The sequence below is a fragment of the Caballeronia sp. AZ1_KS37 genome, assembly GCF_023631165.1.
Classification (GTDB): Bacteria; Pseudomonadota; Gammaproteobacteria; order Burkholderiales; family Burkholderiaceae; genus Caballeronia; species Caballeronia zhejiangensis.
This window is the reverse complement of sequence record NZ_JALQDP010000037.1, coordinates 274130-291147: the sequence shown is the minus strand read 5'-3', so window position 1 is coordinate 291147 and position 17018 is coordinate 274130. Positions and strand designations below refer to the sequence as shown.

Annotated in this window: 4 protein-coding genes; all 4 read right to left on the bottom strand. The window is 64.4% G+C overall.

Going from position 1 to position 17018, the window contains the following annotated elements:
• Positions 1–226: 226 nt before the first annotated feature.
• Genes NCS00_RS25700 through NCS00_RS25685 form a run of 4 tightly spaced genes read right to left on the bottom strand, consistent with a single transcriptional unit; the run spans position 227 to position 17015 of the window.
• Positions 227–1087: a formyl transferase gene (locus tag NCS00_RS25700; RefSeq protein ID WP_250441331.1), complete on the bottom strand. Its 861-nt coding sequence runs from the start codon at positions 1085–1087 to the stop codon at positions 227–229.
• Positions 1088–1125: 38 nt separating this feature from the next.
• Positions 1126–2472, bottom strand: a complete 1347-nt coding sequence (locus tag NCS00_RS25695) for a lysine N(6)-hydroxylase/L-ornithine N(5)-oxygenase family protein (protein WP_250441330.1) — start codon at positions 2470–2472, stop codon at positions 1126–1128.
• Positions 2473–2485: 13 nt separating this feature from the next.
• A complete protein-coding gene (locus NCS00_RS25690) occupies positions 2486–7447 on the bottom strand; it encodes a non-ribosomal peptide synthetase (protein WP_250441329.1) in 4962 nt (1653 codons plus the stop codon).
• A gap of 25 nt (positions 7448–7472) precedes the next feature.
• A complete protein-coding gene (locus NCS00_RS25685; protein ID WP_250441328.1) occupies positions 7473–17015 on the bottom strand; it encodes a non-ribosomal peptide synthetase in 9543 nt (3180 codons plus the stop codon).
• Positions 17016–17018: the final 3 nt, after the last annotated feature.

Below are 17018 nucleotides of genomic sequence, written 5' to 3'. Positions count from 1 at the left end.
TAGGTGTTTGAGGGCACTCTTTAGGCGAGTGCCGCCTGGGACGAGAGAACTACCCAAATTGCGTGTGACCGCGGGCTTGAAAAGCTGCTTTCTTTGCTTACTTTCTTTGCAGCAGCAAAGAAAGTGAGTGCCGCCCCGCACAGGGGCAACGCTAATAGACCGACGCGAATACGGGATCCGGCGACTACAGCAAAGAAAGCAGGTGCCGCCCCGCAAAGGGGCAACGCTAACAAACCGACACGTAATCGGGATCCGGCGCCAACACCCCGGCCATAGCAAGCAGCCCGCCGTCCAAAGCAGGAAACAGACTCCGCTGAAAGTTATTCCAGCGCAGTTCGAGAATAGAATCTAAAGGATCGATGCTAGTGCCAAGCACATCAAAGATGACTTCACCAGAATCGATCCCGTTATCGACGTAATGAAACGAAGCGCCTGTCCGGTCGATCACCGGCGCCGGTTCAACGCGCATCGCGTTCCAATCGACTACGCGCTCGCCACGCGCCCCATGCAAGGCATCGAGCGTCGCATAAGCCCCTCGCCGTTCAAACGGCGAACCAAGCCGCGTAATCCCAGGATGAATATTCGCAATACGACGGCAATATTCCGCACCGGGCCGAACGAGTTCATCGAGAATCACGAGCAGCCCGTCGAGCACGACGAAGTCCGCATCGAGCGCACGCAGCTTCTCCAGCAAACGCTTCTCGAACGCGCTCTTCTGCGCCGCCCGCTCGCTCACCGCATCCAAAGCCAACCGTCGATAAGAAGAAGGAATCGCATGAAGAAGACTCGTCACCGGCACGCCCCGCACCGCGAGCTCCGGCGGATGAATCCACTGCCCTCCCGGCGCATAACGAAAACCATAGCCAGCCAGTTTTTCGCGATCCCGCGGCAAGCCTTCGTCATCGTCGTAGATCACGCCTTCGAGCGAATAGAGATCGCCCAACGGCGATCCATTGAGTTGCTCGACGAGATACTCCAGCGGCGACTTCATATACCGCGTGCCGCCCTTGTATTCGATATGCTGTCCCGCGCGATCCGCCGCCGCGTTGCGCAAGGACATGATGTAGACCAGTTTTAGCTTCGTCATTGATTGCCGCTCGTTTCAAACATCGCCAGTAATAGTCGTCAAAGCGCGACGGCCATGCGGCTGCCGCTCGTCTCCGCCGCTTGCTTCACGGCGTGTTCCTGTCCGGCATCGGCAAGCGATGCCGCGATCTCGTCCGAGCGCACGGCCAACACCGAAAGCAAGGTATCGGAAAGACCGTGGCTGTCTTCGCAGCAGCCTTGCAAATAGATGCGCGGCCTGAAGTTCGAAGGCGTGACAAGCCGATAATCGCGGCCGACATTGCGCTGCGCGAGCGCGTCGCCCAGATGCGGCGCAAGGCCGTCGAGCAGCGCGAGATGCGTGTCGCGCCGATAACCCGTCGCGAGCACGAGCGCATCGAAGCGCTCGGCGCGCGCGTGACCTGTCAGCACGTCGCGCATCGTCAACTCGATCTCGCCATTCGCGCGACGCGCCGCATTTTCGATGACCGTATTCGCCAGCAAACGATGTCGCGTTTCATCGGAAACCTTCTGCAAATAGAGCATTTCGTAGATCTGCTCGATCAACGGACGATCGACGACCGCGTAATTCGTATCGCGGAAACGCTCGATCAGCGAGCGCCGCCCATCTTCCGATTGCGCAAAGACGATATCGGTGAACTCCGGACTGAAGATCTCGTTGACGAAGGGCGTATCGTCGGCCGGTTTGAGCGCGCTCGCGCGAATCACGAGCGTCGCATCGACATGCGGAAAACGCCGCGTGACATCGGCGAAAACTTCGGCCGCGCTCTGCCCCGCACCGATGATCGCGATGCGCTTCTTGCCGTTGCGACCATCGCCCGCGACGCGCTCGATCGAACTCAGATACGCCGACGAATGAATCACGTTATGCGGCCCGAGCGATGCGAACGGCTCAGGCACGCGCGCCGCGCCGCCGACGCCGACCGACAATGCCTTCGTCACGCGACGCCACTCGCGCCCATCCGCTTCCTGCGATACGACGCGCAGCGCGCTCACATCGCCATTCGCTTCGAGCACGGGTTCGATCGCCGTCACGCTCTGCCCGTAATGCACGCGATCATCGAAGGCTTGCGCGACCCAGCTCAGATAATCGTGAAACTCGACGCGCGTCGGATAGAAGTTCTTCAGGTTCACGAATTCGTTCAGACGTCCGCGCTCGAACAAGTAGTTGATGAACGTGAAGCGGCTCGTCGGATCGCGCTGCGTGACGAGATCCTTCAGGAAGGAAATCTGCATACGGCAATCGTCGAGCAGCATGTCGCGATGCCAGCCGAATTCCGCTTGCCGTTCGATATAGCAATGCGTCATGTTCGACGCGCCGCGCTCTTCGGCAAGACGCACGGCAAGCGACAGATTCGACGGCCCAAAGCCCACGCCGATCAGATCGAATACGGTTTCTTTTTTCATTTCCCTGTGTCTCTCAGATGTCATTGATCGATGCAAGCGAGACGCGGCGTGCGAGCGTCGCGCCGAGGCCGGCGAAATGCGGCGTGGCGAAAACGTCATGAATAACAATGTCGAAGCCCGCTTTGCGCGCCGCATCGACGAAGCGCACGACCGCGAACGACGTCGCGCCCGCCGCGAAGAGATCGTCCTGCAGCGCGGGCGTCTGGCCGTCGAAGAGTTCGCTCCATAGGCTCGCGAGCGCTCGCGCTTCATCGGTCTCTTCATCCGATGCCATCGATGCCGCGAGTCCTTCAGCCTTTTCGAACGCGGCGTCGCATGAGTCGAATACCTCATGCGGCGCGTGCGCAAACAGCTCTACAGTCGCGAGAAAACGAGTAACGAGCGTATCGACGAACGCCCCAGCCACGCGCTCGTTCGCATAAGAGAACGCGCAACTCACGCGGCCATCCGGATACTCCGTCACGTCCAGTTCGAGGTCGAACACGACGCGATGACGCACATCGTCGAAACCTTCGATCGCGAGGCCGGCCCAGTCGCGCGTCGCCATCGCGGCGGGGCGCAGATAGTTGAACATCACCTGGAATAGCGGATTGCCCGCGCCGGAACGCTGCGCGTTCAACGCGGACACGACATCGGCAAACGGCACGTCGGCGTGCGCGTAGGCGGCGAGCGCCGCATCGCGCACGGTCGCGAGCAAAGTCGCGGGCGTATCGTCATGCGTCATGCGGGTGCGCACGACGACTGCGTTGATGAAGAGTCCGAGTGCATCGCGCGCGCTGTCGCCCGTCGATTCGCGTGTCGATGCGAGCACGCCGACCGGCTGATCGCGCACGCCGGTCACGCGATGCAACGCCGCGTTGAGTGCGGCGTGCAGCAGCATCGGCAGCGTGGCATGGCATTCCACGGCGAGCGCGCGGGCGCGTTCGATGAGCGCATCATCGAGATCGAATCCGATGCGGCTCGCGAGCCATTGCGGATTCTCGATACGGCCCGCTGACGGCGCGGGCAATGCAATCGCCGTCAGATCCTTCAGCGCATCGCGCCAGTACGCGAGCCGCGCGCCCGTCGCCGATGAAGGCAACACCAGCGCATTCGATGCGCGCTTTGCAACCGATGCGCCCTTGCGCAAAGCGACATACGTTGCGCGGATATCGTCGAGCCAGAGATCGATCGAAGTGCCATCGGAGACGATGTGATGCACGACGAGCGAGAGCACATGATCGTCATCGGCGAGACGCACGAGACGCGCGCGCCAGAGTTGCTTCGCACTGGCGAGATCGAACGGCGTGAGCGCGTCTTCATCGGTGATGCGCTTCGCTTTGTCGATGCTGCCGGCAACATCGATCACAGGCAACTCGAAGCGCCACATCGGCACGATGCGCTGACCCGGCAACGCGCCATCGCGTTCGACCAGTCGTGTGCGCAACGCCGGATGACGCGCGGCGGCTTGCGCAAGCGCTTCGCGCAACGCATCGGAATCGAGCGATCCGTGCAGCCGCAACGCGACCGGAATGTTGTATGCGGCGCTTTTCGGCTGCGCGCGCCATAAGAACCAGAGGCCGAGTTGCGCCGCGGAAAGCGGCCACACGCCGTGTTCGTCGGCCTCGAATACGCTCTGGCCTGCATCGGATGCGCCCTCGCACAGCCCCGCCTGCAACACGCGTTTTGCGTACTGCGACAACACCGGCGTTTCGAACAATGCGCGCACGGGCACATCGCGCCCGAGCATTTCGGCGATGCGCGTCACCACACGCACGGCCGCGAGCGAATTCCCGCCCAGTTCGAAGAAGTGATCGCCGCGGCCCACGCGTTCGACATCGAGCACGTCGCGCCAGATCTTCGCGAGCGCGGCTTCCGTGCCCGCAGCGGGCGCTTCGTGGATGCGCTCCTTCTTCGGCGGTTCGGGAAGCACCGCACGATCGACCTTGCTGTTTGCGTTGCGCGGCAACGCATCGAGCACGACAATATGCGCCGGCACCATGTAATCGGGCAGCGTGCGGCGCAGATGCGCATCGAGTTCGACGGCATCGGCGGCGCGGCCCAGCGCGGCGCGTTCGCGTGCATCGGCTTTCAATTCGACATAGGCAACGAGCGCGGCGTGCGCGCCCTTGCCACGCACGACCGCGCACGCTTCGCGCACATCGTCGTGTGCGGCGAGTTGCGCTTCGATCTCGCCGAGTTCGATACGCAAGCCGCGCAGCTTCACCTGATGATCGACGCGGCCGATGAAATCGAACACGCCATCGGCGCGACGCCGCACGAGATCGCCGGTGCGATACAGACGCGCGCCCGGCTCGCCATACGGATCGGGCACGAAGCGCTCGGCAGTCAATGCAGGACGATCGAGATAGCCGCGCGCGACGCCCACGCCTTCGCCGCCGAGATACAGTTCGCCGATCACGCCGACGGGCAGCCGATTCAAGCGCTCATCGAGCACATGCGCGGTGCGCGCGCCGACAAGCGTGCCGATCGGAAGATAGGCGCAATCCGCGAGCTTCGCGGGATCGTCGCCGGGATTGAACATCCACAGCATCGGCGTGATGACGGTCTCCGTCGGACCATATCCGTTGACGATGCGCGCATTCGGAAACGCGCGGCGCATCAACGCGAAGGCTTCACGCGATGTCGCTTCGCCGCCCACCGTGATCGACTTCAACGTCGGCGGCGCGCCGTGCACGAGCGCCCATTCCGCAAGCTGCGTCGCGCAACCGGGCGGCACGTAGGTCATCGTCACGCCCTCTTTGCGCATGAGCTTGCAGGTCAGCGCGGGTGGCCATAGCGTATCGGTGGTGATCGCGACCCCCGCGCCGCTGATGTACTGCGAGAACCAGCCTTCGTGCGCGCCGTCGAAATTAACCGACTGGAACAGCATGAACGTGTCGCGCTCGGTCGCGCCATAACGTTGCGCGATGGCGACGCAATGGCGCGCGAACGATCCGTGATCGACGATCACGCCCTTGGGCTTGCCCGTCGAACCCGATGTGTAGATCGCATACGCCGCTTGCTCCGCGACGACATCGGGCAATGCGATGCGCGACGTTGCATCGTCGGCGTAGAGGGTTTCATCGTCGAGAAGCAGGACGCGTGCGCTCGCTGGAAGGGGCAACGCATCGATGCTCGCGCGCTCGGTGATGATGTGCTCGATGCGCGCATCGTCGAGAATCTGCGCGAGACGTTCACGCGGATGACTTGGATCGAGCGGCACGAATGCGCCGCCCGACTTGAGCGCCGCGATCAGGCCGACGAGCAGATCGACCGAACGGCTCAACGCGACGCCCACGCGCATTTCAGCGCGCACGCCCGCATCGATGAGACGCTGCGCGATGCGCGTCGCGCGTGCATCCACTTCGCTGCGCGTGAAGGCGCGCTCCATATCCGCGACGCCGCGCGCATCCGGTCGCGCACGCGCATGGCGTGCGATACGTTCATGCACCGAGACGAATTCGGGCGCATGTTCAGGCGCATGGCGATTCCATGCGTCGAGCTGCATGCGTTCGTCTTGCGGCAACCATTGCAGATCGCCGACGAGCGTTGGCGGTGCGTCGAGTGCATTGCTCAACAACTCGACGAAGCGGCGCGCGAGGCGTTCAATGGCATCGGCTTCGAAGAGATCGAGCGCGTAGACGAAAGCGGCCGCAAGCGATCCGTCCGCGCGTTCCTCGAAGTTCGCGGTCAGATCGAACTTCGCGAACGGCGCGCCCGAAGGCAATTCGGTCACGCGCACATCGGCGAACGAAGGCAACATGCGGCGCGCGCCATATGCCGCCATGACCTGAAACAACGGATGATGACTCGCACTGCGCACGACGCCGAGCGCTTCCACGACCTGCTCGAACGGCACATCCTGATGCGACTGCGCATCGACGAGCGCGGCTTGCGTTGTATCGACGAGCATCGAGAACGACTGCGTTGCATCGACGCGCGAAGCGAGCGTCAGCGTGTTGACGAAGAAGCCGACCAGTCCTGCCGTTTCAGCACGCTCGCGGTTCGCCGCGGGCACGCCGATTTGTATATGCGCCTCGCCCGATGCGCGCGCGAAGAGCGCGCTCAACGCGGCGAGCAAAACGGCGAAAGGCGTCGCGCGACATTCGCTTGCGATGACGCGCAATCGCGCCGCAAGCGCTGCATCGAGCGTGAAAAAATGGCGCGCACCGCGCGCGCTGCGCTCGCCGGGACGCGCTGCCGCGCCGGGCAGCATCAATACGTCGCGCGATGGGTCGAGCCGTGCGCGCCAGAAGTCCAGTTGACGTTCGCGCTCGCCCGCATCGAGCCAGCGCCGCTGCCAAAGCGCGAAATCCGCGTATTGAATGGGCAACGGCGCAACTGACACCGCTTCGCCGCACGCATACGCGCGATAGAACGAAGCAAGCTCGGCAAGCGCGATATCGGCGGACCACCCGTCCGACACGATGTGATGCGTCGTCAGAGAAAGCCAGTGCGTGTTCGCATCGAGTCTGATCAGATGCGCGCGCACGAGCGGGGCGTGAGCGAGATCGAAGGGACGCGATTCATCGGTGAGCGCGAGCGCCGTGGCGCGTGCCTCACGCTCGGCGACCGGAAGATGCTCGAGATTCACCGAATGCCACGGACAGCGCATGGGCGCGTGCACGGTTTGCAGCACGCCGTCCGCGCCCTTGCTGAACGTCGTACGCAGCGCTTCGTGACGCGCGATCAACGCATCGCATGAAAGGCGCAGCGCATTCGCATCGAGTGCGCCATCGAGCTGAAGGCGCTCGGTGATGTGATACGCCGCGGGCTCGTCGATCATGCGCGCATGCAGCCACAGACGCGTCTGCGCGAACGATGCCGGCACGCTCGCTTCGCACGCATCGCCTCGCGTGCGCGGCGGAATCGGCAGCGTGCGAAAGTCGATGCCTGCATCGGCGAGTCGCGCGACGAACACCTTGCGCTGCGCTTGGGGCAACTGCGCGAAGCGCGTCGCGAGCGAAAGCAGATCGGGTTTGGCCTGCGTCATGCGTGTCCTCTTTGACTTGCGGTTTTCATTGCGTCTCCAGTTCATCGAGCAAGGCATCGATGACGCTCGCGGCTTCATGCGCGCCGCCCTTTTCATCGCGTGAAGCCAGCGCGGCGTCGATCGCGGCGGCGCAGCGCGCAAGCGTGCGTTCATCGAACAGCGTGCGCAGCGGCAACGTGAGCGACCAGTGCAGATTGGCCTGAGCGTTCGCTTGCGTCGCGAGCAGCGAGTGGCCGCCGAGCGTGAAGAAATCGTCGTCGCGGCCGATGGCCTCCACTCGCAGCACGCGCTGCCAGATTGCGGCGAGTTCGCGTTCCGTCTGCGTTCGCGCCGCCGTCACGATGCGTTGCGTTCGCGCCGGGGCCGGCAGCGCGTTGCGGTCGCATTTGCCATTCGGCGTGACCGGCAACGCGTCGAGTGCCATCACACGCGCGGGCACCATGTACGCAGGTAGTTGCGAACGCAACGAATTCAGCACGGCGCTTTCATCGAAGGTCTCGGATGCCGCGCATGAGACGTAGCCGATCAACTGCTCGTCGCGCACGATCACGACCGCATCGCGCACATCCGGCTCGGCGCGCAGCAGCGCTTCGATCTCGCCCGGCTCGATTCGTTGTCCGCGCAGCTTCACTTGCGTGTCGATGCGGCCGAGATAGTCGAGCGCGCCATCGTCGCGGCGGCGCGCAAGATCGCCCGTGCGATACAGTCGCGCGCCCGCGACGAACGGGTCGGGCACGAAGCGCTCCGCTGTCAGCGACGCCCGTCCGAGATAGCCGCGCGCGAGTCCCGCACCGCCGAGATAGAGTTCGCCGATGCCGCCCGCGGCCACCGGATGCAGCACTGCATCGAGCACATGCAGTTGCAGGTTCGCGATCGGATGACCGATAGGTACGGAAGCGGATTCGATATCGTCCGCGCTGCACGTCCAGTGCGATACGTCGATGGCGGCTTCGGTCGGACCATAGAGGTTGTGGAGCCGCGCGTTCGGCAAGAGCCTCGCGACGCGCGCGACGAGCTCGGGCGCAAGCGCTTCACCGCTCGCGACGATTCGCTCGATGCTCGCGCAGCGCTTCGCATCGCCGAACTCGTCGATATGCGCGACGAACGCCGCGAGCATCGACGGCACGAAATGCAGCGTGCTCACGCGATGCGCCTCAATGGCTGCGACGAGCCGCGCCGGATCGCGATGATCGCCGGGCGCGGCGATAGCGAGCTTCGCGCCCGTCGCGAGCGGCCATACGAACTCCCATACGGAAACGTCGAAACCGAACGGCGTCTTGTGAAGCACGACGTCGTCGCGCGTCAGGCGATAGGCGTCCTGCATCCACGCAATACGGTTCGCCAGCGCGCCATGCGTGTTGCCCGCGCCTTTGGGCTTGCCGGTCGAGCCGGACGTGTAGATGAGATACGCGAGATGCGCGTCGGTGACGTCGATGGACGCAGTGAGCGTCGCGTCGCCTTGCATGAGCGCATCGACATCGAACACGCGCGCCGTCGAAGCAACCGACTCCACGCGCGCACGCAAGTGCGTTTGCGTCAACACGACAGCGGGTTTCGCATCGTCGAGCAGATAGGCGATGCGATCCGCCGGGTAATCCGGATCGATCGGCAGATACGCCGCGCCCGCCTTCAACACGCCGAACAGTGCAACGACCATGTCGAACGAACGCTCGACGCACAGCGCGACCGCCGTGTCGTGCGCGACGCCCGCTGCAAGCAACGCAGCGGCAACGCGATTCGCGCGCTCGTTCAACTGCGCATACGTGATGCGATTCACAATGCCGTCGACCGCGATCATCTCAAGCGCGATGGCATCGGGCGCGGCGTTCGCCATGCGTTCGAATTGCCGATGCAGTGGCAGGCTTTCGATATCGCTCCATGCGCGCGCTGTCGCATTGAAACGCGCGACGTCGTCCGCGAGCGCGATCGTGCCGAGCGGCCCATCGGGGTTCGTCGCAAATGCGTCGAGACATGTGGATAGCGCGCGATGCAGTGCCGCCACACGCGATTCATCCAGACGCGCCGCGTCGTATCCATAGTCGATGACGATAGCTTCGCCCGCCTCCACGACGAGCGTCAACGCGAAGTCGGTCGCTTCGATGTTGCGCAACGCGCGCATTTTTAGCGCGCGTTCGTCGCGGCCGGCCCATGCTTCATCGACGGGATAGTTCTCGAATACGACGAGCGTGTCGAACAACGCACCGCCGCCTTGACCTGCCCAGCGTTGAATATCCGCGAGCGGCGTGTGAGCGTGTTCGTGGGCTGCGGCGTTATCCGCTTGCAATTCGCGCAGCCATGCGGACGCGGCGCGTTGCGGCAGCGGCTCGGCGATCACCGGCAACGTGTTGATGAAGAGTCCCAGTACGCCGTCGATATCGGCGAGCGAGTCCGGGCGGCCTGCGACCGTCGCGCCGTACGCCACGCTCGCCTGATGCGTCATGCGCTGCAACGCGAGCGCCCACGCGCCTTGCACGAGCGTGTTGAGCGTCACGCGCAGACGGCGCGCGGCGTCGGTGAGACGCGCGGTCATCGCAGGGTCGAGCGACGCGCGCCACGAGCGATGATCGTCGAGTGTCGGCGCCTTGCTCGCTTCGCGCTGCGCGATGCGCGTCGGTTCGCCGAGGCGTGCGAGACGGTCGGTCCAGAACGCTTGGTCGGCTTGCGCATCGCGTGTCGCGAGCCATTCGATGAAGTCGCGATAACGCGCCGTCGCGTGCGCGACGAACGGCTGCGCGCGCGGCGGCTCGATGTAGTCGCGCAGGACATCCGCGAACATGCGGGCCGTGCTCCAGCCATCGAGCAGCAGATGATGACGCGTCCACACGATGCGCCATTCATCGTCGGTGACGCGAATCAGCGTGACGCGCATCAGGGGCGGCGCGGCAAGATCGAAGCCGCGCGCGCGATCGTCGGCGAGCCACGTTTCGAAGGCGGCCGATGCATCGCTACGTTCGCGCCAGTCGATCACATCGAAAGGCAAGCGCGCCTGGCGATGCACGATCTGCATCGGCGCGGCTTCATCGGCGGTAAAGCCTGTGCGCAGGATGTCGTGACGCGGCACGGAAGCCTCGAAGGCCGCGCGCAGGCGGTCTACATCGGGAGCGATCAACGTTGCGGCAAACTGATTCACATACGTCGACTGCCCAGGCGCGAACAGCGAGTGGAACAGGATGCCCTGCTGCATCGGCGAGAGGGGATAGATATCGGCGATGCTGCGCAGATCCACAGGCAGGCGTTCGAGCGCCGCTTGCGTCAAACCGCCGTCGCGGGCGAGCGGGAAATCGCCCGGCGTCGCGCCTGCGCCTTTCATCGCGATGCGCCCGGCGCATGCAGCGACGATATCGGCGAGCGTGCCCTCGAATCGCTGCGCAAGCGCCTCGATCGTCGCGCGTTCGAATTGCGTCGCGCCGTAGACCCAATGCAGCCTGAGCGTGCGCTCCGCTCCATCGGCGACATAAGCGTGAATCGCGAGCGCGTTGCCGAGCGGACCGGAAGGATCGCGCTCGCAACCCGCGCCGCCGAAGCGCGGCGTGAACGCTGCGTCGCGCGAATCGAGCGAATCGAACTGACCGAGGTAGTTGAAGGTCACGCGCGGCCGCGGCAATGCTTCGAGCGAAGCGCGCGTCGCATCGTCGCCAAAATGGCGCAGCACGCCGAAGCCGAGACCTTTGTTCGGCACTGCGCGCAGCGTGTCTTTCGCGGCTGCGAGCGTTTCGATCGGCGATGCCAGCACCGGAATCGAAACCGGATAGTGACTCGTCAGCCATCCGAGCGTGCGGCTTGCGTCGATATCGTCGAAGAGCGGTTCGCGGCCATGTCCTTCCAGCTCCATGCGGCACGTCGCGCCGGTCGCATGAGCAAGCGCCGCGATCAGCAGTTCGATCGTCTGCGTGCGATAGGCGAGGTTGGCATCGGCGAGCACGGCACGCGTGAGATCGACTTCGAGCGTCTGTTCGATGACCGCGGCGTCTGCGTTCGTTGCCTTCGCTTGCGGATGATCGAGACGCAGGTCATCGCCCGCAGCGAGTGTGGTGATCCAGTATTTCGCCTCGTCTGCGAAGGGAGAGTGTGTGTCACGCGCGGCTGCCGCAAGGCGCGCGGCCCATTGCGACGCCGTCGCGCCGGTACGCGCAAGACTCGCGGTGCCGCGCGACTGCGCCGCTTGATATGCGCTCGACAGATCGTCGAGCAGGATGCGCCACGACACGCCATCGACGATCAGATGATGAATTGCCAGATAGAGCTTCGTGCGTCCGTCCGCAAGCGATGCAACGAGCGCGCATGCGAGCGGCCCGTGCGAAATGTCGAGCGTGCGCTGAATCGCATCGAACTGCGCAAGCGCATCCGTTTCATCGTTCGCGGCGACGGCTGCGAGCGGCAGCGTATCGAATGCCTTCGATGCCTGCACGATGCGCCATGCGTTAGTCGTGCCATCGCGCTCGAAGCGTTGCCTGAAGATAGCGTGATGCGTAAGCAGCGCATCCAACGCGCGCGCAAAGGCGTCGAGATCGAACGATGTATTCGCGTCGAATTCCACCGATTGATTCCAATGCCCGCGCTGCGGAATGTCGAGTGCGAAGAAGCGCAATTGCGCGGGCGTCAACGCTGCGCTTTCATCCGCCTGTTTCGTCGCGACGACAGGCGCTTTCGCTTCGTTCGTGTCGACAGGCTTCGCGACTAGCGCGAGTTGCGCGACTGTCGCGTTATCGAAAACCTGTTTCGGCGTGACGCGAAGGCCTCGCTTGCGCAGACGCGCGATTACTTGCAGCACGAGAATCGAATCGCCGCCAAGCTCGAAGAAGTTGTCATCGAGCCCGACGTGCTTCGCCTTCAACACGTCCTGCCATACTGAGGCGATGGCTTCCTCGGTGTCGCCGCGCGGCGTATCGCTCGTTACGACGGATTCGACCGGCTTCGATGCGATGCTGCGCAATGCTGCACGATCGATCTTGCCGTTGGCGGTCATCGGCAACGCGTGGAGCATGACGATCGTCGCGGGCAGCATGTAGTCGGGAAGGCGCGCGCCGAGCGCATCGCGCAACGTCGAATCGTCTTGCGCGGAACCGGTCACGAACGAGACAAGCTGAAGACGCCCATCGCGATCGACGGGCAATGTTTCGGCCTGAGCCACGCCTTCGATCGCGCGCAATGCCGCGCTCACTTCGCCCGGCTCGACACGATAACCGCGAATTTTCACCTGATCGTCGAGACGGCCGAGGAAGGCGATACGTCCATCCGCGAGCAGACGAACGCGATCGCCGGTCCGATAAAGGCGTTCGCCGCGCACGAACGGGTGCGGCATGAAGCGCTCCGCTGTCGCCGCGGCGCGTCCGAGATAACCGCGCGCAACGCCCGGCCCGCCGATATGCAACTCGCCGATGCCGCCCGGCGGCACGCACGCGCCGGATGTATCGAGAACATAAGCCTCGGCATTGGGCATTGGGTGTCCGAGCGGCACGCTCTGCGCATTGCGTTCATCGTCGGCGAATGCAGACGCTTCGCACGCAATGGCGCCGACAGTCGCTTCCGTCGGACCATAGTGATTGATGACGCGGCACGAAGGCTTCAACGCCTTCACGCGATCGACCAGCGCCCACGGCAACGACTCGCCGCCCGTCACGAGCGCATGCGACGGCAACACATCGGCAGGATGCTGCGCTTCGAGCAGCGCGTGCAGATGACTCGGCACGATCTTCAGCACGCCCACTTCGCGCACGCGCATTTCTGCGGCAAAGCGATCCGGATCGAACGCGCATCGAGCAGGCAACAGATGCAGCGTGCGTCCCGAACACAATGCGCCGAAGAGCGTCGTATGACCGAGATCGGCGGCGACCGTCGAGACCATCGCCATCGATGCGCCAGGCGCGAACGCGAGTTCATCGAGCATGCCTTGCACGTAGTCGGCGAGCGCGCGATGCGGCACCGCTACGCCCTTCGGCGTGCCCGTCGAGCCCGACGTGAAGATGACATAAGCGGTCTGCGCAGGCGCAAGCTGCACGCGCTGCACGGCGGCATTCGCGAGCGATGCATCGTGCGCAAGCGTATCGACATCGAGCAGTTGAGCATTGCCGAGCGCGCGCGGCGCGTTGTCGTCGTTCATCGCGACGAGCGCGAAACGCGCGCCGCATGCGTCGATCGCGGCATCGATGCGCGCGTGCGGCATCGACGGATCGAGCGGCACCGCATAAGCACCCGACTTCATCGCGCCGATCAACGCAACGACGAAGCGCACCGAACGTTCGATGCACACCGCGACCGCCTGCTCCGCCTTCGCGCCTTTATGACGCAACGCGAGCGCGATGCGGTTCGATGCGTCGTCGAGTTCGGCGTAACTGATCTGCGTATGCGCGTCCGCAAGCGCGATGCGATGCGGCGTGGCGCTTGCGTGATGCGCGATCAACGCGAGGATATCGTCGGCTTTGAAGTTCAGTGCGCGGCCTCGTTGCACGTCGCGCTGAGGCATGCAATCGAGCGATGCGATCGGGCGCGACGGATCGCGCACCGCATCCGCGACGAGCGTCGCGAAGCTCGCAAGCCATGCGCGCGCGGTGGCTTCATGGATGCAATCGCACGCGTAAGCCGCGACGAGTTCGATGCCGCGAACATCGTCGGTGAAGTCGAGCGCGAAATCGAAACGCGCCGCGAGATCGGGGCCGGGCGTTGCAATCGCCGATGCGTTCGGCAACGTCGATGTCAACGCTGCATCGAACTGCTGCGCGAGCTTCACGCGCAGCCACTCGTCGCCACGCGCGACGGGCGGCTTCACTGCATCGAGCACGCGATCGAACGGCACGTCCTGATGCGCGAACGCATCGAGCGCATGAATGCGCGTCGCTTCGATCAGATCGGAAAACGTTTGAGCCGCATCGACGCGCGCACGTAACGCCAGCGTGTTCAGGCACAGGCCGATGACCGCCGCCGTCTCGGGCCGCTGCCGATGCGCGACCGGCGTCGCAACAACGAAATCGTTTGCGCCCGTAAGCCGATGAAGCCACGCGTCGAACGCGCTCAGCAACACGACGAACGGCGACGCGTGCTTCGTGCGTGCAAGCTGACGCAATGCGTTCGACGTATCGGCGGACAAGCGCAACGTTACGCGTTGCCCGCGATGATCGCGTTCGGCTGGACGCGCGCGATCCAAAGGAAGCGCGAGCGGTTCAGGCGCGGCATCGAGCGCCTTGCGCCAGAAGCGAAGCTGACGCGCGCCCTCTTCACCCGCGACGAGTTCGCGCTGCCACTGCGCGTAATCCGCGTATTGAATCGGCAACGCGGCAAGCGAAGGCGTTTGGCCTTGCGCGTACGCGCTATAAACATGCGCGAGTTCATCGAAGACGATGCGCGAGCTATAGCCATCCGTGATCGCGTGGTGCGCCGCCAGCATCAGCCGGTGCGATTCATCGCCGGACGATGCGAGCGTCGCGCGCAACAGCGGACCATTCGACAAGTCGAACGCTTCGCTCGCGTGACGTTCTTCATCAGCATTCGAACTGTGATTCACACGCTGAATCGTCACCGGCAAGGACTTGTGAATGCGCTGCATGACGACGCCGTCTTCGTTCTCGACGAGCGTCGTGCGCCATGCCTCGTGGCGTTCGATCAAATGATCCAGCGCGCGTTGCAATGCGTTTGCATCGAGGCTGCCGCTGATGTCCCAACGACCCGCGACGTGATACGCCGCGCCCGCGTCGCGCGTTTGCGCGAGCACCCAGAAGCGCTGCTGCGCGAACGATGCCGCGCGATCGACATAAGGCGCATCCGACGAAACCACGCTTCTCACGATGACCGGATCGCTCGCCTCCTTCTCGCTCGCATCGATCGATGCGGCCAGTGCTTGCAGCGGCGGATCGTCGAAGATCGTATCGAGCCGCAGATTCACGCGCCAGTCGAGGCGGATCGCCGCCTGCAACTGCATCGCCGCGAGCGAATCGCCGCCGCGTTCGAAGAAGCGATCAGCACGTCCGATGGGCGCGGCATGGTCGAGAATGCGCTGCCACGTTTGCGCGAGACGGCGTTCGGTATCGGTCGCCGGCTCGATGTAATCCGCGTCGCGCGACATCGACGTTGCGCGATCCGCCTGCTTCTTCAACGCATCGCGATTGAGCTTGCCGTTCAACGTATACGGCAGGCGCGCGAGCCTCACATACCGATGCGGCTGCCAGGCTGCGGGCAAATGTTCCGCGAGATATGCCTTCAACGCGGCATCGCTTACAGCTTCATGTGCGGGCGCGAAACAGGCGGTTAGTTGCACGCGTCCGTTCGTCGAATCGGCGAGCACGGCTGCGTCGCGAATGGATGGATGCGCGCGCAAACACGCGGCGATTTCCGCAGGCTCGACGCGCACGCCGCGAATCTGCACTTGGTCATCGATGCGGCCGAGATAGTCGTAAGCGCCATCGGCACGTTCGCGCGCGAGGTCGCCCGTGCGATAGATGCGCGCGCCCGGCTCGCCGGAAGCATCGGGCACGAAACGCTCCGCCGTGAGCGCAGCGCGACCGTGATAGCCGCGCGCGATGCACGCGCCGCCGAGCAGCAACTCGCCATCGTCGATGCGCGCGACACGCGGACCGATCACGCGTCCGATGGGCAGCGACGCATACGCATCGGCATCGTCGAGATCGGGCGTGACGTGCGGCTCGACGGGCCAGAGCATCGGCGAGATGACGGCTTCCGTCGGACCATATCCGTTGATGAGGCGCTGCGCCGCGAATACACGACGCACGCGCGCGAATGCTTCACGCGACAGCGCCTCGCCGCCGAACGCGAGCACGCGCAACGAGGCCGGCACGCCTTTGCGCTCGGCAACGGAAGCGAATTCGCGCAGATAAGCAGGCGGAAACGCGGCCACATTCACGCGTTCACGTTCGATCAACGTATGCGCTGCTTCGGGCGCGAACGGCGGCGGCGCCGTGATGACGACGCGCGCGCCCACGGCCAGCGGCGCGAGCCAGCATTCGTGCGCCGCATCGAAGTTCACCGATGCGAAGTGCAGCAAGCTGTCGCCCTCGCCGATGCCGAGCGCCGCCACAAGTGCATCGCAATGCGCGGCGAGCGGGCCATGTTCGACGACGACGGCCTTCGGCGTGCCCGTCGATCCCGACGTGTAAATCATGTACGCGGCTGCGCGCGGATGCACGGGCGCAGCGTCGTTGAGCGTGGGCGCATCGGCGATGTCTTGCTCTACGTCGAAGCATCGCGTGAAGCGCGCGCGCATCGCATCGTCGGCGTGTCGATCGACGATGCCGTGCGCGAGGCGCGCATCGTCCGCGATCCAGTCGAGACGCGCGGCAGGATGATGCGGATCGAGCGGCACGAATACGCCGCCCGCCTTCAACACGGCAAGCAGCGCGACGAACAATTCACAAGAACGCTCGACGCATACGCCGACGCGCACTTCAGCGCCGACGCCCGCAGCGCGCAGACGCGCCGCGAGCCGCGACGCGCGGGCATCCAGTTCGCCGCGTGTGAGACGTGCGTCGTCATGTGCATTGAATGCGAGGGCGGGCGCATCCGGTTGAAGGCGCGCGAGTGCCTTGATACGAAGATGCAGCGCGGTCGGAAAACTCGTCATCGG